Annotated in this window: 18 protein-coding genes; 12 read left to right on the top strand and 6 right to left on the bottom strand. The window is 68.8% G+C overall.

All coding sequences use genetic code 11. From position 1 onward, the window contains the following. Window positions 1–31 precede the first annotated feature (31 nt). From ACFXI4_RS33140 to ACFXI4_RS33125, 4 genes are all read right to left on the bottom strand, one after another. Entirely contained in the window at window positions 32–1,270 is a 1,239-nt protein-coding gene (locus ACFXI4_RS33140; RefSeq protein WP_384997851.1) for an ATP phosphoribosyltransferase regulatory subunit, read from the bottom strand. Between the two features lie 173 nt (window positions 1,271–1,443). Further along, complete coding sequence (locus tag ACFXI4_RS33135; RefSeq protein WP_384997849.1) at window positions 1,444–2,730, bottom strand: sulfate adenylyltransferase subunit 1; 1,287 nt, start codon at window positions 2,728–2,730, stop codon at window positions 1,444–1,446. Continuing rightward, complete coding sequence (cysD, locus tag ACFXI4_RS33130; RefSeq protein WP_384997847.1) at window positions 2,730–3,605, bottom strand: sulfate adenylyltransferase subunit CysD; 876 nt, start codon at window positions 3,603–3,605, stop codon at window positions 2,730–2,732. Before cysD ends, ACFXI4_RS33135 begins: the two co-directional genes overlap by 1 nt. An 89-nt stretch (window positions 3,606–3,694) precedes the next feature. Further along, a complete protein-coding gene (locus ACFXI4_RS33125; RefSeq protein ID WP_384997845.1) occupies window positions 3,695–4,981 on the bottom strand; it encodes an MFS transporter in 1,287 nt (428 codons plus the stop codon). A 181-nt stretch (window positions 4,982–5,162) separates the two neighbouring features. On the opposite strand from ACFXI4_RS33125, the gene ACFXI4_RS33120 reads away from it, so the two are divergent. From ACFXI4_RS33120 to ACFXI4_RS33110, 3 genes are all read left to right on the top strand, one after another. Beyond that, entirely contained in the window at window positions 5,163–5,636 is a 474-nt protein-coding gene (locus ACFXI4_RS33120) for a DUF6027 family protein (protein WP_384997843.1), read from the top strand. Between the two features lie 146 nt (window positions 5,637–5,782). Beyond that, window positions 5,783–7,207: a sulfatase-like hydrolase/transferase gene (locus tag ACFXI4_RS33115; protein ID WP_384997841.1), complete on the top strand. Its 1,425-nt coding sequence runs from the start codon at window positions 5,783–5,785 to the stop codon at window positions 7,205–7,207. 12 nt (window positions 7,208–7,219) lie between these two features. After that, window positions 7,220–8,197, top strand: a complete 978-nt coding sequence (locus ACFXI4_RS33110; RefSeq protein WP_384997839.1) for a dimethylarginine dimethylaminohydrolase family protein — start codon at window positions 7,220–7,222, stop codon at window positions 8,195–8,197. A gap of 69 nt (window positions 8,198–8,266) precedes the next feature. On the opposite strand, the gene ACFXI4_RS33105 is transcribed toward ACFXI4_RS33110, so the two are convergent. Then, the gene (locus tag ACFXI4_RS33105) at window positions 8,267–9,112 is read right to left on the bottom strand and encodes a hypothetical protein (protein ID WP_384997837.1); all 846 of its coding nucleotides are present in this window, start codon (window positions 9,110–9,112) and stop codon (window positions 8,267–8,269) included. Window positions 9,113–9,243: 131 nt separating this feature from the next. Between ACFXI4_RS33105 and ACFXI4_RS33100 the strand changes: the two genes are divergently transcribed. The 3 genes from ACFXI4_RS33100 (at window position 9,244) to ACFXI4_RS33090 (ending at window position 13,866) form a co-directional block, all read left to right on the top strand. Beyond that, window positions 9,244–10,635: an MFS transporter gene (locus ACFXI4_RS33100; protein WP_384997835.1), complete on the top strand. Its 1,392-nt coding sequence runs from the start codon at window positions 9,244–9,246 to the stop codon at window positions 10,633–10,635. A gap of 298 nt (window positions 10,636–10,933) precedes the next feature. Next, window positions 10,934–12,094, top strand: coding sequence for a GNAT family N-acetyltransferase (locus ACFXI4_RS33095; RefSeq protein ID WP_384997833.1), 1,161 nt, complete (start codon window positions 10,934–10,936; stop codon window positions 12,092–12,094). Between the two features lie 59 nt (window positions 12,095–12,153). After that, window positions 12,154–13,866, top strand: coding sequence for a proline--tRNA ligase (locus tag ACFXI4_RS33090; protein ID WP_384997831.1), 1,713 nt, complete (start codon window positions 12,154–12,156; stop codon window positions 13,864–13,866). 46 nt (window positions 13,867–13,912) lie between these two features. Here ACFXI4_RS33090 and ACFXI4_RS33085 read toward each other — a convergent pair whose 3' ends face one another. Further along, the gene (locus tag ACFXI4_RS33085) at window positions 13,913–15,073 is read right to left on the bottom strand and encodes a sulfatase (protein ID WP_384997829.1); all 1,161 of its coding nucleotides are present in this window, start codon (window positions 15,071–15,073) and stop codon (window positions 13,913–13,915) included. A 301-nt stretch (window positions 15,074–15,374) separates the two neighbouring features. Here ACFXI4_RS33085 and ACFXI4_RS33080 point away from each other — a divergent pair, with 301 nt between their 5' ends. The 6 genes from ACFXI4_RS33080 (at window position 15,375) to ACFXI4_RS33055 (ending at window position 22,599) form a co-directional block, all read left to right on the top strand. Beyond that, complete coding sequence (locus tag ACFXI4_RS33080; protein ID WP_384997827.1) at window positions 15,375–16,346, top strand: ParB/RepB/Spo0J family partition protein; 972 nt, start codon at window positions 15,375–15,377, stop codon at window positions 16,344–16,346. 159 nt (window positions 16,347–16,505) lie between these two features. Further along, a complete protein-coding gene (locus ACFXI4_RS33075) occupies window positions 16,506–18,182 on the top strand; it encodes a B12-binding domain-containing radical SAM protein (protein ID WP_384997825.1) in 1,677 nt (558 codons plus the stop codon). Further along, a complete protein-coding gene (locus ACFXI4_RS33070; RefSeq protein ID WP_384997823.1) occupies window positions 18,179–19,255 on the top strand; it encodes a sulfotransferase family protein in 1,077 nt (358 codons plus the stop codon). Before ACFXI4_RS33075 ends, ACFXI4_RS33070 begins: the two co-directional genes overlap by 4 nt. Before the next feature lie 115 nt (window positions 19,256–19,370). After that, entirely contained in the window at window positions 19,371–20,096 is a 726-nt protein-coding gene (locus tag ACFXI4_RS33065; protein WP_384997822.1) for a class I SAM-dependent methyltransferase, read from the top strand. Window positions 20,097–20,141: 45 nt separating this feature from the next. Further along, window positions 20,142–20,618, top strand: a complete 477-nt coding sequence (locus tag ACFXI4_RS33060; RefSeq protein ID WP_384997820.1) for a rubrerythrin family protein — start codon at window positions 20,142–20,144, stop codon at window positions 20,616–20,618. Beyond that, window positions 20,611–22,599 carry a methyltransferase domain-containing protein gene (locus ACFXI4_RS33055; protein WP_384997818.1) on the top strand — a complete coding sequence of 663 codons (1,989 nt, stop codon included), beginning with the start codon at window positions 20,611–20,613 and terminating at the stop codon, window positions 22,597–22,599. The genes ACFXI4_RS33060 and ACFXI4_RS33055 overlap by 8 nt, the downstream gene beginning before the upstream one ends. Window positions 22,600–22,601 lie beyond the last annotated feature (2 nt).

Below are 22,601 nucleotides of genomic sequence, written 5' to 3'. Positions count from 1 at the left end.
ATCGCGGGCCACGGGAGGGCGAACGGTTCGCTCACCGCGTGCTTTCCTTCAGCGCCCGTTCCACGACTGCGCGGTCCTCCGCCGACCGGTGCCGCACCGAGATCCCTCCGTCATCGAGGAGGACGAACGCGTGGTCGGCGTAGAACTCGCTGCGCAGCACCGACGTCCATTTGCGGCGGGCCAGCGGCAGTACGGCCGGATGCATGCCGCACTCCGCGAGGTGGCGGCGGACCTCCTCGGCGCGTCCGGCGTCCGGGGCGCGGCGGTCGACGTCGACGAGGATCGCCACGCGCGGGGCCCGCCGCACGGGAGTCATCAACTGAGCGAGGACGGTCAGACCGAGGCCCATGCAGACAGCCGGGACCGGGTTGTGGTTCATCAGACCGCAGAGCTGGTCGATGCGTCCGCCGTCACCGATGAGGAAAGGCTCGGACACACCGGGCGCTGTCGCGAAGATCTGATAGTTCATCCCGGAATAGTGGCCGGTGCCGTGCATCTGGCTGAGCGAACAGGACAGTTCAACTCCGGGGAGCATCGGCCGTATGTGGGTCACCACCTGTTCCAGGGCCCGGGCCTCCTTCTGGATGCCGGGATGTTCGGCCTGTGCGATCGTCCGCACGAAGTGCTCGGCCGGCATCCGGTCCGGGGCGTACAGCTCCGCCAGCATCCTGCGATCGGCGGTCGTCAGTTCCTCGACCTGTGCCAGCACCTCTTCCAGGCCGCACTCCTCGAAACGGATCCGCTGGGCGAGACCGGGCCGCACCGTGTCGAAGATGTTGTGGTCGGCGAGCTGCACGCAGGTGGGTTCGACACCTGGTATGCGGCCGAGGAGACGGTGGCACACGGCGATGATCTCCGCGTCGGCGTACGCGGACCGTGTGCCCCAAGTGCCGAGTAGCAGTTGCCGGAACTCCCGTCTGTATCCCGGGAGACTGGGTTGCCGGTCGCGGTACAGGGTGCCGATCTGGGCGAGTTTGAGGGGCGGCGGCGACGGGAGGTCTGCCACGAACCGGGACATGCTCATGGCGAGGTCTGCCTGGAGGGCGTACCGGCTCCCCTCTTTGACGCGGTGCACCTCGAAAATCCGGCTGGCGTGCACTTGGGTGGCTGCGACATAGCGCTCGCGCAGTTCCATGTGGGTGGTCCGCATCTGGGTGAAGCCATGACCGCGGGCCGCCTCGGTGAAAAGGTCCTCGATGAGTCGGCTGTTCTCCAGTTCCTCGTCGAGGACGTCGTAGAAGTGCGGGATTCTGCTCTGGATGCTCTTCATGACGGATGGAAGGACCTTTCGGAGAGGGTGGGACCGGAAACCGGGCGGCAGGGGGGCGGCCAAAGGCCGGTGGGGCAGCCGGGGACAGGGACCGCCCGGATGCGCCTGCCGGCACCTGCTGGTGAGGGCGGCTCCCTGGCGTGGACCGCTCCGGTCCGGCCGTGGTGTTCCGCCTATGCGGCTTCTCCGGTCTCGACGGTGCCGGCGGCGACCGTGCGGTTGGAGTCCGGGTCGATCAGGATGAAGGAACCCGTCGCCCGGTTGTCCCGGTAGTCGTCGCACAGCACGGGCTGCGCGCTCCGCAGCCGGACCCGGCCGATGTCGTTCAGTCCGAGTTCCGGTACGGAGCTGTGGCGCAGGGTGGTGACGTCCAGGTGGTGGTGCAGTTGCTCCACCACGACGGTGACCGTGCGCCCGTGCTGTTTCAGCAAGAGCCTGCGGCCCGGGGTCCCGGGCGTGGTCTCCATCCAGAATAGCGTCGCGTCGAACTCGTGCAGAACGGCGGGAGGGTGGACCGGGTCACAGAGCAAGTGACCGCGTCCGACGTCCAGTTGGTCTGCCAGGCGCAGGCTCACGGAGATGCCGGGCAGCGCCTGGGGCAGGGGGCCGTGCGGGCCGTCGATGCCGCTGACGGTGGTGACGAGCCCGTCGGGCATGACGATCACCTGGTCGCCCGGCCTCAGGACGCCGCTGATCAGCCGTCCGGCACACCCCCGGTAGTCGTGGAATCCGGCCGAGTCCGAGCCGGGCCGCAGGACGTACTGGACGGGGAACCGGGTGCGCAGCAGCCGGTCGGCGGTGGCGGCCGGCAGGTCTTCCAGCAGGCGGAGCAGGGGCGGCCCCGGGTACCAGGGCATGGCGTCGGAGGAGCGGACCACGTTGTCGCCGAGGAGAGCGCAGACCGGTACGGCGGTGCACTCCGGGGCGTTCGGCTCCCGCGCCCCGAAGACCGTTCCCAGCTGTCGCAGGAACGTGTTCGTCTGCGCGCGGACCGTCTCGAAGCGTTCTTCCGCGAACCCGGCCAGGTCCATCTTGTTCACGGCGAGCAGGATGTGTTCGACACGCAGTAGGAACAGCAGGCACAGATGGCGCCGGGTCTGCCTGGTCAACCCCTGGCGGGCGTCCACGAGCACCACCGCCGCGTCCGCCGTGGACACCCCGCTGATCATGTTGCGGGTGTACTGGGCGTGCCCGGGGGTGTCCGCCAGGATGAACCGGCGTCGGCGGGTGGCGAAGTGACGGTACGCCACATCGATGGTGATGCCCTGCTCGCGTTCGGCGCGCAGCCCGTCGGTGAACAGCGCCAGGTTGGGATCCGACAGACCGAGCCGGCCGCTCGTGCGGGTCACCGAGTCGAGCTGGTCCGTACTGATGGACCGGGTGTCGTGCAGGAACCGGCCGATCAGCGTGCTCTTGCCATCGTCGACCGAGCCCGCCGTGGCGAAGGTCAGGAGGTCCATCAGAAGTAACCTTCCCGCTTACGGTCCTCCATGGCCGACTCCGCGAAGCGGTCGTCCGCCCGGCTGCCCCCGCGCTCGCTGATGCCGGACGCGGCGTTCTCGGCCATGACCTCCTTCGGTGTCAGCGCCCGGGACCGTACCGCGCCGGTGCATGTCATGTCACCGACCGTGCGGAAGCGCACGTGCTCCTCGCGTACCGGTTCGTCCTCACGAGGCGGCAGGAAGTCGCTGGCGGTGAAGAGCATCCCGTCCCGCTCGAAGACCCGCCGTCGGTGGGCGTAGTACAGCGAGGGCAGGGCGATGCCGTGGACGTCGATGTACTGCCACACGTCCATCTCGGTCCAGTTCGACAACGGGAACGCCCGTACGTGCTCTTTCGGGTTCACCCGGGCGTTGAACAAGTCCCACAGTTCCGGACGCTGGTCGCGAGGGTCCCACTGCCCGAAGGCGTCGCGGAAGGAGAAGACGCGTTCCTTGGCCCGTGCCTTCTCCTCGTCCCGGCGTGCCCCGCCGAGCAGCGCCTCGAAACGGTGCTCGGCGACCGTCCGGAGAAGCGCCGCGCTCTGCAGCCGGTTGCGGCCGACGGTGTTCGCGGGTTCGCGGATCTGTCCGTCGGCGATCATCCGCGGCAATGAGGCGACGAGGGGCCGGCTGCCGATCCCGGCCAGGAACTCGTCGCGGTAGGCGAGAACTTCGGGGAAGTTGTGCCCGGTGTCCACATGGAGCACGTCGAAGGGGATCGGAGCGGGCCAGAAGGCACGGTGGGCCAGCCAGGCCATCACCGCCGAATCCTTGCCGCCGGAGAAGAGCAGTGCCGCCCGCTCGGTTTCGGCGGCGACCTCCCGGATGACGTGGATCGCCTGAGCCTCCAGCATGTCCAGATGGGTGAGGCCGGAAGAAGGCGCCGCGGGCCGGCTCACGGCGGTCGCCGGCTGCCCGGCCGCGCTCGTCCCAGGGGCCGCGGTCACCGGAGGTCACCGCCCCGTCGAAGGTCCGCCGGTGTCCGCGTGGCGGCGACGGCCAGTGTGGCCGGGAGGAGCGCCCCCAGCAGGATCACCACCGCGGGAACCGCGGTGTGCCGGTCGCCCGCCAGCGCGGCCGCCGCCAGCGGGCCGAAACTCGCGATGGTGGCACCAAGCTGGTACGTCACCGCCAGCGCCGAGTAGCGGTGACGCGCGGGGAACAGCTCGATGAGGAAGGCCGAGAAGCCGCCGTACACCGCGGCATGCCCCACCCCCATGGCGAGGACGAAGGTCAGCGCCACCAGCACCGGGTCGCCCGAGGCCAGCCAGTGCGGCGCCGGCAGGGCCACCAGGGCGCACACCGCGTACCCGGACAGCATGACCGCACGCCGTCCGATCCGGTCGGACAGAGCCCCGAAGACCGGCAGCAGCACTACCTCGACCAGTGCTCCGAAGAGCAGCCCGTCCAGCACCTGGGAGCGCCGGCCCGGAGAGTGGGAGGCGTAGGACAGCAGGTAGACCGAGAAGGTGCTGACGATCATCGCCAGTCCGAGGGCGGCCAGCACCCCGCGCACCACCCGCCCGGGCCGCTCCCGGAGCACCTCGGCCAGCGGCGCGCGGGGAGGACCGCCGGCCGAGCGCTCCCGCAGGAACTCAGGGGACTCGGCCACGCCGAGCCGTACCAGGACCCCGACCACCACCAGCACGATCGAGGCCAGGAAGGGCAGCCGCCAGCCCCATGACATGAGCTGGTCCTGGGGCAGTTTCGAGACCAGCGTGAACATCGCGGTACTGGCGAAGAGGCCGAGTGGGAAGCCGGCCGCCGGGAAGCTGGTGAACAGCCCCCGTCGCCGGGCCGGCGCGTGCTCGCCGCTCATCAGCACACCGCCCCCCCATTCGCCGCCGATCCCGACGCCCTGCACCACCCGCAGGCTCACCAGCAACACCGGGGCGGCGATGCCCGCCTGCTTGTACGTCGGCAGCACACCCACGAGGAACGTCGCCAGCCCCATGACGAGGAGAGTGAGGACCAGCATCGATTTCCGGCCGATCCGGTCACCGAAGTGCCCGAAGACCATGCCGCCCATCGGACGGGCGACGAATCCGGCGGCGTACGTGGCAAAAGCGGCCAGCGTACCGGCCGTTCCGGAGTGGCCGGGAAAGAAGAGCGGGCCGAGGACCAGCGCCGAAGCGGTGGAATAGAGATAGAAGTCGTACCACTCGATGGCGCTCCCCACGGTGCTTGCCAGCAGCACCCGCTGGGTGGTCGAGCGGCTTTCTCCGGACATGGCGGAAATCGTGGGGGCGGTGGCTGCCAATGAGATTTTCCAATCCGACAGGCGTGGGCGCTCCGGCCTATGGTCTACTCCAGCCTCGAACCAACTGTCCAGCACAGGAGGGCAGTTCAAGGTCGTTCAAACGGAAGGCGGCCGGTTGCGCCGCGCCGGTGCGGCGGCGAAAATCCCGGCCATGGCTTCCGACATGAGCGTCTCGGACGCGACTCCGGCCCGGGACGAGATCCCGGACGACGACGTGGGGACCCCGGACGTCTGGACGTCGGAGGACGGCCACGACGTGGTGTGCCTGCGCCGCTGGAAGGAGGACTGGCCGGCCGACGATCCGCATGCGAACTTCAAGTCGGACGTCGTCGGCTACGGCCTTCTCGACCCCCTGGTGACCCTGCGCGGAATGTCACGGAACCTGGACATCCCCATCGGGGCCATCGCCCGCTATGTGCTCGCCAAATGGGCCACCGGTGGAAGCGGCGGCCTGCTGGAACTCGGCCCCGTCATGGTGCACCGGTTGTGGGAGCCGATCGGCAGAGCGGAAGAGGCCGATTCCGACGAGCAACGCCTGCTGGCATATCACCAGTTGCGGCAGATGATCTCATGGTTGAAACTTCCGCTGGACGACCCGACGGTCTACCCCGAACAGCGCGATTGAACACAGCGCCGGATGTTCAACCGGTGCCGGCAGTGAATGGCCGGACGTTCGACCGAAGATTTCCACACTTGAACGGGCCGGGGTGGCGGCTCGGCTTCTGTTCCTAGGCAGCATTGTCAGGAAAGACCCGCCGAAAGTGGAGGCCCATGATGGACACAGCCCGTCGCTACGACCATGTCGTGCTGATTTCCATCGACACCCTGCGCAGCGACGCGCTGGGTGTCCACCCGCATCCGCTGTGGCCGCACAAATACCAGAACATCCGGCCGGTGCGGACGACGGCTCTCGATGAACTCGCCGGCCGCGGCGCCTATTTCCCCAATGTGATCAGCGCGGCACCTTATACGGCGGCGGCCCACGGGGCCATATTCACTGGCCAGTACCCGCTGCACAATGGGGTGCACGAGTTCTACAACGGCTCGCTCCGTGCCCCTTCGGTTTTCACCTACGGCCGCCGGGACGGGCGTACCACGGTGCTGAAGACGGACTTTCCGATCATCCTCGGCAACGAGCTGGGCTTCACCCGGGACATCGACACGTATGTGGTCGAGCAGGACGACGACTTCATTGACGCCGTCGCGGGCTCCGAATCCACCGTGGCGTGCGCCCATTTCGGAGCGGTCCACTCGCCGTACGGATTCCACAATCTGGCCTTCGGCGGCGACGCCTACCGGCGCAAGGTGACCGAACTGGAGGAGGGCCTCCCCCGTGACCTGCCCTTCGGTGACCTGCTCGTCGAGAGCTATCGCGACCGGGAGGACACCGAGCTGCTGGTGCGCTACAAACGGGCCATCGCCTATCTGCACTCCCAGGGAGAGTACGACCGGCTGTTCCAGCTCTACCTCGACGGTGTCGAGCACTTCCTGAAGACCCGGTTCGGCCCCTTCGTCGAGCGGCTGACGCAGCGTGTCGCCGAATCGGGCAAGCGCATGCTGCTGGCCGTCTTCGCCGACCACGGGGAGGAGTTCGACGACCGGACCAACGGTCACTTCAACTCCATGGCGGAGGCCGTGCTGCGGGTACCGCTCATCATCGTCGGTGACGGTGTCGAACCCGCGACGCACACCAGCCGTATCCGCACGGTCGACATCGCCCCCACGATCCTCGACCTCGCCGGCATACCGGCCGCGATGACCGGCGTCTTCGACGGGCGGTCGCTGGCGTCCGTGGCGCGAGGCACGGACAAGCTCGGCGACGACGCGCCCGCACTGGCCGAGGCGTACACCTCGGAACTGCAGGACTTCGTCGCCTACCAGCAGCGGCAGTTGAGCGGCAGGCATCCCGGACCCCTTGAGCACTTCCTCGTCGGCCACAGCGCCTATCTCGGGGACCGGCGTGTGGTCCGGCTGACCCGTCAGTACTCGCAGTGGTTCCTGAAGACGGACCCGGCCGACCTCACCTGGGTCGAGCGGTTCGACGACGCGGGCGTACCCCGGCCAGAACCGGGCGCCGACCCGGGCCCGCTCCTGGCGCTGCTCGACGACTACCGCACGGCACTGCGTGAACCCGAGCAGGTGCCGATGACCGAAGACATCCGCGGCCAGCTGCGGGCTCTCGGCTACTCGGTCTGAGGCGGCGGACGGATGAGCTCCCCCCATACGGACGGGGCGGCCGCAGAGCTGCCCAGCACCCTCGGCGGCAGCGGCTGGGCACCCCGTGCGGCCACACATCGCGGGGAGGTCGCCGCAGGACGGGTGTGGGCCCGCTGCGGATACCGTTCGGAAGTGGCACCGCTGCGTGAGGTGCTGCTCGTCCGGCCGCCCGACAGCCTGGCCCAAGTGGACGACGCGGCGGCCCAGTTGATGACCGAACGCCTCGACTTGGGATTGCTGCGCGCCCAGGCCGAGGCGGTGGCGGACGCCTACCGGAGACTCGGCGTGCGGGTGCACGTGGTCTCACCGCCGCCCTCCGCACCCCCCAACGTGATCTTCCTCAGGGACCTTTTCCTGGTCACCGAGGAGGGAGCGATCGTCGGCCGTACCGCCTCCGCCCAGCGCGCGGGCGAGGAACGGCACGCGGCGGCGGCCCTTGCCGAGCTGGGCATCCCCGTGCTGCGGACTCTGGCCGGCGGGGCGACGTTCGAAGGGGCCGACGCGCTGTGGGCGGCGCCGGACACGGTACTGCTGGGCTGCGGATTCCGCACGAACGAGGGGGGCGCCCGGGCCGTCACGGAGGTGCTGGACAGCCAGGGCGTCCGGACCGTCCGGGTGCCGCTGGGACCCGGCGTCCAGCACCTGCTGGGCTCCGTCGTCTTCGTCGACGAGCGTCTCGCCGTACTCCACAAGGCAGCCGCGACCGCCGAGCTGCGCGCGGAACTGGCGCGGCTCGACTACGCCGTGGTGGAGCTGGAGCCGGACGAGGAGGTGGTGCGGTCGCGTGCCATGAACCTCGTGGCGACCGCTCCGGGACGCGTGCTGATGCCGGCCGGCTGCCCGAAGACGCGCACGACCCTGGAAGCGGCCGGGCTGGACGTCCACGTCGTCGAGGTCGGCGAGTACGTCAAGGCGGCCGGCGCGCTCGGCTGCCTCACCGGCGTCCTGCGCCGCGACGCCCCGGCCTGAGCCCCCTCGCCGTGGCCGGTCCCGGGCGCGGCGGGACCGGCGCCCGGCAGCCGGCCGGCCCGCGCTGCTTCACGAGCCGCTGGTGGACCCTCCGGCCGCAATCCCCAGAGTCCTTGCCGAGCGCTGGTACTTGATCTCGTGCGTCTGGCCCACCCCGAAACGCTCGCAGAGCGCGTCGGCCAGGGTGCCGATCAGCTCCGGCACCCGCGGGTCGCGGGCCACGTCCGGTTCGATGCGCGGGTAGATGGCCAGCTCCACTTCGCTCAGGGGCCGACGTTCCCGCTCTTCCTCCGGCAGCCGCAGATCACTGACGTGATAGCGGTCGATGCTGCACCGCAGCGCGTCCCGTCCGTCCAGCCAGGCGAAGAAGGTGTAGCGGTAATCGTCCAGGCAGACCGCCGGGAAGAGGTCCAGGGGTGAGATGCCCATGGTCCGCTCCAGATGCGTTCCCGGGTGCTCGACGTCGGTGCGCGCCAGCATCCGCCTGACGATCGCCACCGCTTCCGGGGAGTGCGGCGCCTGCTGGATGGTCCGTTTCTCCTCGCCGTCGAAGACGAAGCGGTGGTCGCGGCGGACGTGATTGTCGTCCTCCGGGGCCTTGAAGGCGCAGAACGCGTGCGTGATCTTGTTGCATGAAGTCCTGAGAAGCGCACCGGTGGGCAGAATGCGATAGTCCGCGCTGTCGTAGTAGATCGCGGTGTTGAGCGGCGGCGACTGCCGTGCCGCCTCCTTCTCCACAATTTCGGCCCCCTTCACCAGTGAGCCGATCCGCACAATCATGTCGTCCAGCCAGCTGTAGTACTCTGCGTTCGAAACGGAGTCCATTTCGATCTTGACTCCGAGCTGGTTGAACACGACGAGGTTTTTGTCCCGCGTATAGACGGACTCTTTGATCGGGTCGTGTTTCAGGACCATTCGGCAGATTCCTTCCGCAGTGCCCGCACATGGAAGTTCCCGGCGTCGCCACCCTAGGGAGCGCATCCCGGTGGTGGCAATAAACAACCGGTGGGCCAGGGGCCGTTGAGGTACAGTGACGCTGTCCCGGAATGAGGTCTCACTACCCCGGTGACCTGCGGTCCGACGGGTGGGCGCAAGGTGGGTGGAGAGGCGTGAGCCGGGCGCACCGGAAGCAGGGCGAGTGGATGGTCGGTAGGGGGAGCGTGGCTTTCAAAGAGTCACTTCGAGTGCTGCGCGAAAGGGATTTCCGCACCTATTGGCTGGGGCAGACCGCATCCCGGCTGGGTAGCAGTCTCGTTCCCGTCGCCACCGTCTTCGCCGTTCTGCGCATGACCGGCTCCGCGACCGAGGTGGGCGGCGTCCTGGCGGTGGGAACCGTCAGCGAGGTGCTGGCCCTGATGGTGGCCGGGGTATGGGCGGACCGGTTACCGAGGCGGGCCGTCATGCTCGCTTCCGACTGCGTACGCACCATCAGCCAGACCCTCCTCGCCGTGCTGTTGATCTCCGGGCACGCCGAGATCTGGCACCTTTTCATCCTGACGGGAATTCACGGATTCGGGCAGGGCTTCTTCCGGCCCGCCGCGGGTGCCATCATCCCGGAGCTGGTCGGCCCCTCACTGCTGCACCCTGCCAACTCACTGGTGCAGGTGTCGGGGAACGCGGTGAGTATCGTCGGCCCCGCGGTGGCCGGCCTGCTCGTCGCACAGGCCGGGACCGGAACCGCTTTCCTCGTGGACGCGGCGACCTTCGCGGTGAGCGCCGCCTCCCTGCTGCTCCTGCGCGTCAGAAGACTGCCACCCCTGCCGGCCCGGTCCTTCCTCGCCGACCTCGTCGGCGGCTGGCGCGAGATCACCAGCCGTACCTGGCTCTGGGCGCAGATCTGCTGGGACGCCTCCAACCTCTTCTTCGTCGTGGCTCCGATCCTCGTGCTGGGCCCGGTCATCGCCGACAAGTCGCTCGGCGGGGCCTCCGCCTGGGGAGCGATCCTGGCCTGCTTCCCCGTCGGGGCCCTGATCGGCGGCCTGGTGGCCCTGCGCTGGCAGCCGCGGCGCCCGCTGTTCGCCTCCGGGATCCTGCTGCCCCTGGGCTGGGCCGCTCCGGCGGCGGCCCTGGCGCTCCGGCTGCCGGTCGTGCCGGTCGCCGCCGCCGAACTCCTCTCCGGTGTCACCGTGACCATCGCGCTCACCAACTGGACGACCATGCTCCAGCAGCAGGTGCCCGCGGACCGGCTGTCCCGGGTGAACTCCAACGACATCCTCGTGTCCTCGGCGCTGATGCCGCTCGGCTTCGCGGTGGCGGGACCCGTCTCGGGCGCGATCGGCGTCTCCACGACACTGTGGGTCTCGGTGGCCTGGGTGCTGGGCACGGCGCCCCTCGTCCTGGCTGTTCCGGCGGTGCGCAGCCTGCGCTTCGAACACCCGGCACCGAAAAAAGCCGAGGCCCTTGCCGAGCCGGGCGGGGCCGCCGGCCCAGCCTCCTGACCGGGCGTCAAAGAGGTGCGGAAGCAGCCGACATGTGGTCAGGAGGGCGCGGTATGGAGAGCGCGGAGTTCTCGCCGCCGGCACTGGCCTTCCCGCGGTCTCCCGCTCGGCGGACGGCGTCCGGGCCGACCACCTGTGCCGCCCGGGGCCGCGGACCGGGCCGGGGAACTGTCGGCGGCCGGGCGGCCGAAGAAGGAGAGGCACACGGGTGGTGCCTGACAGTTGGGAAAGGTGAATGCCGCACATGTCCGCTATGACCCCCGGTTCGTCCGGGAGTTCCCTGACTCAGGGAACCCGCATGACCGTCGGACCGGCCCCTGAGCGGTTCGCGAGGATCTCGGCGGTCCCTCAGTGGCCGGCCGAGGAGCGCTCCAATGTCTTCCTCACCCGGGGCTGGACCTCCAGCGTCGAGGGCGCCCTGACGGACCGTCAGGTGTATTTGCTTGGCCGGGACACGGCGGGCGAGGTGGGGGCCACGGCCGCCGTCTATGCCATCGGTCCTGACACCCACTCCTTCTTCAACCCCTCCGGGCTGGCCACCCAGCACCTGCGCGACGAGTCACTGCTGGCCCATCTGACGGCAGAGGAGCGTGCGGGGGCGGCGAAGCTGGCCGGCCGGCTGGAGACCGTGCTGTCCACCTCCGCCGTCAACACGGCTCCGTTCGGCTTCACCCACGGCGTCTCCGGGACCGGCGGCGAGTCCTCGCTGCGGCCCCTGGTACGCGAACTCGACGTCCTGCGCCGGGAATGGGACACCGGCTGTTCGGCGGTGCTGTATGTGGAGGAGCACGATCGCGACCTGCGCGCCGTGCTCACGCGGGAGGGTTACACCTCCTTCCACGTGGGCGCGAACTGTGTGCTCCCCGTCGCCTGGGACTCCTTCGACGGATACCTGGCCACGCTGAGCCGCCGGCGCGGGGTGCTCAAGGAGAGGCGGCACTTCCAGGAGAGCGGCTTCACCGTGGCCGTCGAACCCGTCGAGGACAACCTGGAGGAGATCGCCCATCTCCAGGCCCTGCTGCAGGAGAAGTACGGACGGCCCTACGACCGCGACGGTGAGCGCGCGGTCTTCGTCTCGGTGATCGAGAACATCGGCGAGTACGCGCATCTCCTGGTGGCCCGCAAGGACGCGGAACTGCTCGCTTTCGCCATGTTCTTCGAGAAGGACGGCATCATCCACGTGAAGATGGCGGCCCGCGACGTCGAGCGGGTGGACCCGGAGAGCTTCGCGCACTTCAACGTCGGCTACTACGAGATGGTCGAGGAAGCTGTCCGCCGCGGTGCGAGAGAGATCAACTACGGCCCGGAAGGCTACGCGACCAAGCTCCGCCGCGGCTGCACCGCACGCAACCTCTACTGGTACGTGAAGGTCCCCGAGCCCGCCCGCGAGGACCTCTCCGAGGCGGCCCGGCTGGTCTCACTGATGCACGCCCGGCTGCTGCGCAGCCTCGCCGACTGAGGTTGCACACCCGTCGCGACCGAACCTGCTGTCCAGACCGATCGGAAGGTCACGCATCCATGCGCTGGTCCCAGATGCACGCCCCGACACTCCGCGACGACCCGGCGGACGCGGAAGCCTCCAGCCACCGTCTGCTGCTGCGTGGGGCGTTCGCCCGCCAGCTGATGGCCGGCCACTACTCCCTGCTGCCGCTGGGTATGCGGGTGCACACCAAGATCGCACGCATCCTCCGTGAGGAGATGGAGGCCATCGGCGGCCAGGAGTTCGTCCTGCCGGCCATGCATCCGGCGGAGATCTGGCGTAAGACCGGACGCTGGGAGGTCATGGGCGAGGAGATGTTCCGGCTCAAGGACCGTAAGGGCGCCGAGCTGGGACTCGGTATGACGCACGAGGAGATCTTCACCGTCCTCGCCCAGGAGCTGCGGTCGTACCGCTCGCTGCCACAGATCTGGTTCCAGTTCCAGACGAAGTTCCGGGACGAGGCCCGCCCCAAGAGCGGGCTGCTGCGCCTGCGCGAGTTCACGATGAAGGACTCGTACAGCTTCGACGTCGACGAGGCGGGCCTGGACCGCTCCTTCGCCCTCCACCACGAGGCGTACCAGCGCTTCTTCGCCAGGATCGGCCTGCCGGTCATTCCCGTGCAGGCGTCCAGCGGCAGCATGGGCGGCAACGACTCCACCGAGTTCATGTCCGAGTCGGCGGCCGGCGAGGACCTGGTGGTGTGCTGCCCCGCCTGCGGCTATGCCGCCAACGCGGAGAAGGCCGTCGCCGCACTGTCACCCGTGACGGACCCGCCCGGCCCCGACGCGCCGGAGCGTTTCGAAACCCCCGGTGCGCGGACCGTGGAGGAGATCGCTGAGAAGTACGGGGTACCGGCGCAGCGGCAGATCAGGACGCTGACGTACCTCGTCGACGGGGAGTTCACGCTGGTCCTCCTGCGGGGCGACCACGATCTGATGGAGCAGAAACTCAGCGACGCGCTGGGCGCACACACGCTGCGCCGGGCGGACGCCGAGGAGACGGCCAGGGTGCTGGGAGCAGGGCCGGACAGTGCCGGGGCGGTCGGTGTCACGTCCGTGCCGGTCGTCGCGGACGAGGCCCTGCGGGGGCGCAGCGGACTGACGACGGGAGCGAACAGCGAGGGGGTCCGGCTGCGCGGAGTCGCGGTCGACCGGGACATCGACGTCCGGCGGTGGACGTCGCTGCGCGCCGTGGCCGAGGGAGAGCCCTGTATCCGGTGCGGAGAGGCTCTGAAGGTGTTGAGGACCGTCGAAGTGGGCCACATCTTCAAGCTCGGCCGCAAGTACACCGAGACGATGGGGGTCTGGGTGCTGGACCGTGGGGGAGAGCGCATCACTCCGATCATGGGCAGCTACGGCATCGGCATCGAGCGGGCGATGGCGGCGGTCGCGGAGGCGAACCACGACGACAAGGGCCTGGTCTGGCCGGTCTCCGTGGCCCCCTTCGAGGTGGCCGTGGTGGTTCTGGGCCAGGGTGACCACACGGTCGCGGAGGCCGGGCGGGACATCTACGAGCGGCTGCGGGCGGACGGTGTGGACGTGCTGTTGGACGATCGGGAGGAACGTCCGGGGGTGAAGTTCCGGGATGTGGAGCTGATCGGCATCCCGTGCCGGGTGACCGTCGGCGCGCGCGGGCTGGCGGAGGGCCGCGTCGAGGTGACGGTCCGTTCCACGGGCGACACCCTCGCCGTGCCGCTGGACGCGGTGGCCGGTCACGTCCGCGAGGTACTCAGGCAGCTCGCAGGCGACTAGCCGGCCCGACGCTCCGCGCCCGGGCGGTCCGCACCGCCGGGCGGTGTCAGCGTTCGCCCGGGGCGTGGGGCCGCTCGGTCAGCGGCTCCGCGCACCGTTCGTGCGGGTCCCGCAGCAGGTCGTACGTCTCCACCCGGTCGCTGCCGATGTGCCAGATCACCTTGTGCCGGTCGGCGTCGTCCGAGAAACGCACCGCGGCCAGGGGAAGCAGGTCCGGATACTGACCGTCCGCTCTGCGTTCCTCCGGGTAGTACGTCTCCGAGTACGCCGGACGCGAGGGCCCCCCGCCCGCGGTGAAGAACTCCACGAGCGTCCGGCCGTCGCAGTCCAGCCCCTCAAGGCCCAGCAGGTCCAGCATGGTCGGAGCGATGTCGACGAGCCGGACCTGGGCACCGATCTCGGTGCCACCGGGCACCCCGGGCCCGCTGAAGAGCAGGGGGACGTGCTGGGTGGTGTCGAAGAGCAGACAGCCGTGGCCCTCCTCGTAGGGGTGGCCGAGGGCTCCTGAGTGATCGTTGGGGTACCAGCCGGCCAGGTCCTCCCCGTGGTCGGAGAAGCAGACCACCAGGAGGTCCTCCAGCGAGTGGCCCATCTCCTCGATACGACGGAACAGTTGCTGGAGATAGTGGTCGCTGTAGGCGACCTCCCCCTCGTAGGGATTGTCGACGGCGACACCGACGTCCTCCGGCGGCTCGTAGGGCCAGTGGGCGTCGAAGAAGTGGGCGAAGAGGAAGAACGGGCCCTGCTGGCCGGACAGCCACTCACAGGCGCGGTCCACCACCAGGGGCGCCCTCTTGAGGGCCAGACCGCGCATCTTGACGTCGCCGACGGTGAGGGGGTCACTGCCATCGGGCAGACGGGGTATCTCGTCGTCGTAGAAGTCGAAACCCCGGTCCATGCCGTACCACTTGTTCAGTCCGGGGCAGGAGACCACCGCTCCGGTGGAGTAGCCTGCGGCCCGCAGCCGCTCGGCGAACGTGGTCACGTCCTTGGAGAGCTGTTCGCGCAGCAGATGGCGAATGCCGTGGCCGGCGGGTTGCAGGCCGGTGAACACACTCGCGTGGCTGATCGGGGTGAGGGGGGCCGAAGAGACGGCCTGACGGAACGTGGTCCCCCGCCGGCGCAAGGATTCTATGCCGGGCATCTTTCCAGAATAGGCGACGTCTGCCCGCACCGTGTCAAGTGAAATAAACAAGACATTGGTCATCGGCGCTCCTCCATGAGATGAGTGATCACTATTGGCACACGTTCCGCAGCCACGACGTCCACGAGGCGGCCCTTTTCAGCCACCCCTGTACAGAGCCTGGACAGCTGTACGGTACAGAGGTAAACAGGTTTACCGTCCTGAAGTACATGTGAACATGTTTCGCCAGCCCTTTTGATCACCCCGGCGGGGTGATCGACGTCCCGGAACGTTCATTAGGGGGAAGCACGTGGCGCGCCGTGAAGAGGATGACTGTCCGGAAATCGGGGATTCTGTATACCTGGTTCCGATTAACTCTCTTCTGATGACGGATTCACCGCGGTTGGCGGGCGAGAGCGAAGACCACACCCGATTGCTGGTCGCGGCTGAGAAGCAACTTCCGCCCATTGTCGTCCATCGGGCGAGCATGCAGGTGATCGACGGTAGGCACCGGCTTCGGGCCGCTGTCCAGTGTGGCCGGAAGGAAATCGAGGTCCGGTTCTTCGAGGGCGACGACGCGGATGCCTTCGTCCTCGCAGTCCGTTCCAACGTCCGTCACGGACTGCCGCTGTCTCTCGCGGACCGCACTGCCGCCGCGAAACGTATCATCACCTCGCATCCGCGGTGGTCCGACCGTGCCGTCGCCGCGTCGGCCGGACTCTCGCCGAAAACCGTCGCGGCGATTCGCCGGCGTCGTTCAACCGACGCAGATCCTCACTTGAGTGTCCGGGTCGGCCTTGACGGCAAGGTCCGCCCCATGGACGCCTCGGAGGGCCGCAGGGAGGCGGGCCGGCTGATCGCCGAGAACCCTCGCCTCCCGCTGCGCGAAGTCGCCCAGTTGAGCGGGATCTCGGTGGGCACCGCCCACGATGTGCGTGAACGGCTGAAACTCGGCAAGGACCCGGTGCCGGACCGCGGACGCAAAGGGCCGGGAGCGGCACACGACAGCGCCGGCCGCAGTGAAACACCGGCCGCCCCGGGGAAGGCGGCCGAAGCCGAAGCCGACACCCGGAACGTCCCGCCCCCCAGACCGCTGTATCTGCGGGCCGCGGGCCAGGACGCCGATCTGATGCTGCGCATCCTGCGAAAGGATCCCTCCCTGCGGCTCACCGAAAGGGGGCGAGCCCTGCTGCGCCTTTTCGGGGCCCAGGCACTGATCGCGCAACGGCGGGATCAACTGCTCGACGCCGTTCCCCCGCACGACGCCGACATAATCGCCGAACTCGCCGACGGATGCGCGCGATCATGGCGCGAGTTCGCTGAACAACTGCGGACCCGCAAGCAGGAGTCCGCGTAATTACCGAGTTGAATCACGTCCGGGAGGCGGACGTTCAACGAAGCCTTTACGGGCCACGGGCGCCATGTCAGGGTGGAAATCTGGAAATACCGTTGTTCATGAGACGGACGGCGGCAGGGAGCGAAGCACGACAGGCAATCTCAACCGGAGGGTCTTTTCATGGCGCCCAAATCCCTGGCTCTGGAGTTGTACGCGAACGCCGACGAATCAGTGGACCAGCGATACATGATTCAGATGCGCGAGCAGGACATCACCCCGGTCGGCACCGATCCCTCGCTGCCGCGGTTCACGCTCGTCGTGGGGCCGTCCCCGTTCACCATGCCGCGCGGCTGGGAGTTCTTCCTGACCTCGCCGTACGAGGGCGCCACCTACATCTCGACGGTGCTGCACAACGCCGGCTACCCCGTCCGCATCGTCGACGTCCGCTACGACCTCGACCCGCTGAAGTCCGCCTACGACCAGATCGTCGGGCAGACGGACGTGCTGGGTGTGTGCACCTTCGAGGACAACTTCCCCTTCTGCCGCGAGCTGATGGCGAAGGTCCATGAGGCCGAGCCGGACGTGCCGATCATCGTGGGCGGCTCGCTGTGCACGTCGGTGCCGCAGATCTTCATGGAGCACACGGCCGCGGACATCGTCGTCATCAGCGAGGGCGAGATCACCATCCTCGAACTGATGGAGAGTTACGCGGCGGGCAAATGGACCCAGGACCTGCCCAACATCCGTGGCATCTGCTACCGGACTCCGGAGGGCGAGGCCAAACGGACCCGGGCGCGGGGACAGATGATGGATCTCGACGCGCTGCCGCGGATGCGCCTGGACCTGTGGCCGCAGTCCAAGAGCCCGATGGGACTCCAGCCGCAGATCATCTCCTCCTACAGCCGCGGCTGCAAGATGGACTGCTCCTTCTGCTACCGCACGACCCCACAGGTCAGGGCCAAGTCCCCGGAGAAGATGGACCGGGACATGGCCTGGCTGAAAAGCCAGTACGGCATCGAGTTCTCCTTCTTCGTGGACCTGACGTTCAGCTCCCACCGCAAGCAGACACTGGAGATCTGCGACGTCATCAAGGACCACGACATCAACTGGACCTGCCTGACACGCTGCGCCGACATGGACCAGCCCCGGATCAACGCCATGCGCGACTCCGGCTGCGACATCATCCTCTACGGCGTGGAGTCCCTGGGCGCCGACGTGCTGCGCGAAGCCCGCAAGGGCAGCAGCGAGAACCTGACCGTACGGGCCATGCACACCACCTTCGACGCCGGTGTGCGCTTCGGCTCCCTCCTCATCGTGGGCCTGCCCAACGAGAACGAGGAATCCCTCAACCACATGGTCGAGTTCGCCGAGACGTACAACCACGTCACCCGCGTGAAGTACCTGTCGGCCATGCCCGGAACCACCGTCTACAAGCAGGCCCTGGCCTCGGGCACGATCCGCTCGGAGATCGACCACCTCAACTGGCTCTCCATCGAACAAGCCCTCCACGAGGACGAGTTCCTCAACGTCAGCGGACTGCCCGAACAGGCATGCAGGGACGCCTACAAGCGGATCTACGACGCCTACCAGCCCGGCCCCGTGATGAACTTCCGCCACTACCCCGAACACTTCCAGTACTTCCACCCCCAGCCCGACGACGGCCAGGAACGCTCCACCTCCTACGCGGGCAACGGATGGCGGGAGCAGTGGAGTTCAGCCGCCGGCCCGCTCGCACCCGGCTCGGAACGGTACACACTCGACCAGTGCGCCAGCCCCGAGGTCGCCGCGCTGGGAAGCAGCACCATGGTCTGCGGGGCCAAGCAGTTGGGTGATCTGACCGCCGTCGGTGAGGCATGACCGAAAGCCGCACCGACGGCCCCGTCTTCATCATCGGGACCGAGCGGTCCGGCTCGAACCTGCTGCGGCTGGTGCTGGACACCCACTCCAGGATCACCATCCCGCACCCGCCGCACTTCATGCGTTTCCTGGCCCCGGTCGCCGGGGCGTACGGGGACCTGACCGACGAGGGCAACCGCAGAAGACTCACCGCCGATGCCCTGGGACTGCTGCGCCGGCACATCCACCCCTGGCCCCACCCGATCGACGCCGAAAGGGTGGTGGCCCGGTCCTCGCCCACCCTCTTCGGCGTCGTGGCCTCGATCTACGAACAGCACCGGGAGGCACAGGGAAAAGCACGGTGGGGGTGCAAGAGCACCTTCATGGTCGACCATGTGGCCGACGTCCTCGCCGAGTGCCCGGACGCGCGCTTCGTGTGGCTGGTCAGGGATCCGCTGGATGTCGCGGCTTCGGCCAAGCGCGCGGTGTTCGGCCCGAGCCACCCCTACCGGATGGCCCGACTGTGGCGGCAGCAGCAGGAGCGGGCCCGCGCCGCACTCGAGGACCGGGGCCCGGACGTGGTGCACCTGCTGCGCTACGAGGACTTCGTGCACGACCCGGAGAACGAGGTCGGCCGGCTCTGCACCTTCCTGGGCGAACGGCCGGAGCCCCTGATGCTGAAGCACCACACCTCCTCGGCCGCGCGCCAGACCGCCGCCCTGGCGGAGTCCTGGCGCCGGGCGGGCGAGCCGGTCAGCACCGGGCGGATCGGCTCCCATGTGCGCGGGCTGACCGCACGTGAACGGCTGCTCGTGGACAAGGCGACCGGTCCGCTCAAGGAGTGGCTCGGCTATGCCGTCGATCCGCGGGCGGCCGGGACACCGGACCCCACCGCACTGGGCGTGGCCCTCCGCTCGGCCGTGCTCCGACTGCGCATCGAGGCGCGCTCGGTGGCCCGGGACCGCAACCACCGGGCGCGGGTCGGCCGCGACGCCTATGTCCGCTGGCTGCGGCTGAAGGCCCTCGCCCGGCGGTCCAGAACGGATGCGCCGACCGCCCGGGCGCCGCTCGCCGCCCGGCGGGGCGGGGTCTGAGGCGCCACGCGCTCTCAGCCCACCGCCGGCGCGACCGGCATCCCGCACCCCCCGGATCCGGTGAGTTCCCTTTCCACGAACGCGGGAGTTCTCTTTGAAGATCAGGCAAGAAGACGTGACCGACCACTTCGCCGCGCGCGCCGCCACCTACGACGCCTCCAGCTCCTGGTGCACGGACGGGGAACTCGGCGACGTGATCCTGGAACTGACAGGCCCACGCAGCGGGGACCGGGTGCTGGACGTGGCCTGCGGCACCGGTCTGGTGTCCCGGCTTTTCAAGGGGCGCGTGGCCGAGGTGGTCGGCGTCGACATCACCGAGCAGATGGCCGAGCAGGCACAGGAGCACCTGGACCGGCTGGTCATCACCCCCGCCGAACAACTCCCCTTCGAAGACGGTGAGTTCGACATCGTGGTATGCCGCCAGGGAGTGCAGTTCATGCAGCTCCCCGACGCGGTCGAGGAGATGGTCCGGGTCGTCCGCCCGGGCGGACGGGTCGTCGTCGTCAACCTCTGCGCCTACGGGCCGGCGGACCAGAAGGAGTACTTCGAGATCCTGCGGCTGCGCAACCCCGTGCGCCGTCACTTCTTCCTCCCCGCCGACGTGGAGCAGCTGCTGCGAACAGCCGGCTGCGACCAGGTCGAGACGCGGCGCCACGTCTCCGTCGAGGACGTGGACGTCTGGTCGGACAACGGAGCCATCGGGGAGGACCGCCGCGAGGCGATCCGAGAGGTCTACCGGACCGCGTCCGAGAAGTTCCGCTCCCTGCACGCGGTGCGCGAGTCGGACGGACGGTTCACGGACCACATGCTGTTCGTCGTCGCGGCGGGGATCAAACCATGAGGCTCCGCGACCGATCTCCCGGTTTCCCGGCATCGAAGGAGTGCAATGGCTCACCTGAGTGAAGGCTTCACCGCCGAGCTGCGCGCGGTCCTCGCCGCCGAGGCCCTGTCCGCCCAGCGGTACACCTACTTCGCCCAGGTCGCGGAGATCGAGGGGCACACCGAGGTCGCCCAGCACTTCACCGACCTGGCCGCCAGTGTCGCCTGCGCGGCCCACGGTCACCTCGACGTACTGCGGGACGCGACGGTCGAGGGCACCGGCCCGGACATCGGAGAGACCGCCCTGAACCTGGCCTCGTCGGTCGCCGACGCCCTCCAGGACGCGGGCGAGACCTACCCGCGCCTCACGGCGGCCGCCCACGCCGAAGGACAGGTCGACATCGCCAGCTGGCTCACCACGCTCGCCGCGCTCAAGAAGAGCCATGTCACCAAGCTCGACGCGCTGTTGAGCGAGCTGACCGGGGCTGCGGCCGCCACCGCAACCGCCACCACCGCGCCCGTTTCCGGAGGAACCGATGACTGAGGACCTGCTTGCGGTCGCCGGCTCCGCGCCTGCACCCACGCCCGACTACGACGCCTCCTCGATCGTGGTCTTCTCGGGGCTGCAGGCGGTGCGCCGCAACCCTTCGATGTACATCGGCTCCACCGACGCCGGCGGACTGCACCACCTGGTCCTGGAGCTGCTCGACAACGCCGTAGACGAGTTCGAGGCCGGTCACTGCCGTGAGATCTCCGTGACCCTCGGCACGGACACCTCGTGCACGGTGGAGGACGACGGCCGGGGCATCCCCGTCGACCCGCACCCCGACAGCGGCCGACCTGCCAGCGAGGTTGTACTCACGACACTGCACGCGGGCGGCAAGTTCAGCGGAACCACCTACACCCACTCCGCCGGCCTGCACGGCGTCGGCCTGTCCTGCGTGAACGCGCTCGCCGCGTGGCTTCAGGTCGACATCCGGCGTGCCGGAGCCCACCACCGGCAGGAGTTCGAGCGCGGTGAGCCCAGGACCGAGCTGACCCGGATCGGATCCGCCCAGGGACACGGCACGACCGTGGCCTTCCGGCCCGACCCGGAGATCTTCGACACCTGCGAGTTCTCCGCACGCGTCCTCACGGAGCGGCTCCAGGAGATCGCCTTCCTGCATCCCGGCCTCACCGTCCGGCTGCGCGACGAACGGAGCGGTGAGCGGACCGAGTTCACCTTCACCGGCGGCGTCCGAGGGTTTCTGGAACACCTCAACGGCGGGGCCACGGTGATCCACCGGGAACCGATCGTCGTCGGCGACCGTGAGGGCGGGATCGCCTTCGACCTCGCCTTCCAGTGGACCGAGGGGTACACGGAGGAGATCAGGAGCTTCGTCAACGGAGTCCGCACGGACCAGGGCGGCGCCCATGTCGAGGGCATCCGCGCCGCGCTGGCGCAGGCCATCAACCGCTTCGCCACCGGCCAGCGGATGCTGGACGCCCGCACCGGCGAACGCATCACCACGGTCGACATCCTCGAAGGGCTCACCGCGGTCGTCTCGCTGCGCATGGGCGACCCCAAGTTCGACGGACAGACCAAGAAGCGGTTGCAGAACCCCGAGGCGGGTTCGTTGGTGCAGGGCGTGGTGGACCGGGACTTCACCCGGTGCATGGAGAAGGACGAGGAGCTGGGGCGCCGTATCGTCGCCCGGGCGCTGGACGCCACCCGGGCCCGGCTCGCCGCCCGCCAGGCCAGCCGCACCGCTCGCTTCCACCGGCGTGACCTGGAGATCGACTACAAGGTGTACCAGCAGCAGTTCGGCATCCGCTCGCGCAACTGGCACGATTCCTGCACCTGGCTCACCGATGACGGGCTGCTGGCCCGGCACGCCGCCCTGTGCGATGTGGCGCCGGACGCGCGGATGCTCGATGTCTGCTGCGGCAGCGGCGTCGTCGGGAACTCGTTCAAGGACAGGGTGGGGGAGACGGTCGGCCTCGACATCACACCCGAGATGGTCGCCCTGGCCTCCACCCGCCTCGACCGCGTCGACCAGGGCACGGTCTACGACCTGCCCTACCCCGAGGCGTCCTTCGACCTCGTGGTCACCCGGGAAGTGCTCCACCTGCTGCCGCAGCCGGAAAGGCCGCTCTCGGAGATCTTCCGGGTGCTGCGGCCCGGCGGTCAGTTCATCGTCGGCCAGATCGTGCCCTTCGCCGACGAGGACGCCTTCTGGATGTACCGCGTCTTCAAGAAGAAGCAGCCCCTCCTGTTCCAGATGTTCCGTGAGCAGGACTTCCGTTCCCTGCTGCTGGACGCGGGATTCACCGTGGCCAAAGTGGAGGAGCACCTGCTCTGGGAATCCATCGACACCTGGATCGACACCCACGAGACGACCCCTGCGCACCGGCGGGAGATCCAGCGGCTGTTCTACGACGCGCCACCGGAGGTCCGGGCGGTCCATCCCTTCGAGGTCCTCGCCGACGGCTCCATTCGTGACCAGTGGCGGTGGTGCGTCTACTCGCTCAAGAAGCCGCTGTGAGG

Origin of the sequence: Streptomyces sp. NPDC059224 (genome assembly GCF_042754285.1) — a bacterium.
Taxonomy (GTDB): domain Bacteria; phylum Actinomycetota; class Actinomycetes; order Streptomycetales; family Streptomycetaceae; genus Streptomyces.
This window is presented reverse-complemented; position numbering and strand designations above follow the sequence as displayed.

Bases quoted from the DNA above. Each gene is read 5' to 3' on its own strand.
- ACFXI4_RS33055 (WP_384997818.1), top strand. From the start codon at position 20,611: ATGACTGAGGACCTGCTTGCGGTCGCCGGCTCCGCGCCTGCACCCACG.
- ACFXI4_RS33105 (WP_384997837.1), bottom strand. From the start codon at position 9,112: ATGGTCCTGAAACACGACCCGATCAAAGAGTCCGTCTATACGCGGGAC.
- ACFXI4_RS33080 (WP_384997827.1), top strand. From the start codon at position 15,375: ATGACGGATTCACCGCGGTTGGCGGGCGAGAGCGAAGACCACACCCGA.
- ACFXI4_RS33060 (WP_384997820.1), top strand. From the start codon at position 20,142: ATGGCTCACCTGAGTGAAGGCTTCACCGCCGAGCTGCGCGCGGTCCTC.
- ACFXI4_RS33115 (WP_384997841.1), top strand. From the start codon at position 5,783: ATGATGGACACAGCCCGTCGCTACGACCATGTCGTGCTGATTTCCATC.
- ACFXI4_RS33095 (WP_384997833.1), top strand. From the start codon at position 10,934: ATGACCGTCGGACCGGCCCCTGAGCGGTTCGCGAGGATCTCGGCGGTC.
- ACFXI4_RS33085 (WP_384997829.1), bottom strand. From the start codon at position 15,073: ATGACCAATGTCTTGTTTATTTCACTTGACACGGTGCGGGCAGACGTC.
- ACFXI4_RS33110 (WP_384997839.1), top strand. From the start codon at position 7,220: ATGAGCTCCCCCCATACGGACGGGGCGGCCGCAGAGCTGCCCAGCACC.
- ACFXI4_RS33140 (WP_384997851.1), bottom strand. From the start codon at position 1,270: ATGAAGAGCATCCAGAGCAGAATCCCGCACTTCTACGACGTCCTCGAC.
- ACFXI4_RS33125 (WP_384997845.1), bottom strand. From the start codon at position 4,981: ATGTCCGGAGAAAGCCGCTCGACCACCCAGCGGGTGCTGCTGGCAAGC.
- cysD (WP_384997847.1), bottom strand. From the start codon at position 3,605: ATGCTGGAGGCTCAGGCGATCCACGTCATCCGGGAGGTCGCCGCCGAA.
- ACFXI4_RS33120 (WP_384997843.1), top strand. From the start codon at position 5,163: ATGGCTTCCGACATGAGCGTCTCGGACGCGACTCCGGCCCGGGACGAG.
- ACFXI4_RS33100 (WP_384997835.1), top strand. From the start codon at position 9,244: ATGAGGTCTCACTACCCCGGTGACCTGCGGTCCGACGGGTGGGCGCAA.
- ACFXI4_RS33090 (WP_384997831.1), top strand. From the start codon at position 12,154: ATGCGCTGGTCCCAGATGCACGCCCCGACACTCCGCGACGACCCGGCG.
- ACFXI4_RS33075 (WP_384997825.1), top strand. From the start codon at position 16,506: ATGGCGCCCAAATCCCTGGCTCTGGAGTTGTACGCGAACGCCGACGAA.
- ACFXI4_RS33070 (WP_384997823.1), top strand. From the start codon at position 18,179: ATGACCGAAAGCCGCACCGACGGCCCCGTCTTCATCATCGGGACCGAG.
- ACFXI4_RS33135 (WP_384997849.1), bottom strand. From the start codon at position 2,730: ATGGACCTCCTGACCTTCGCCACGGCGGGCTCGGTCGACGATGGCAAG.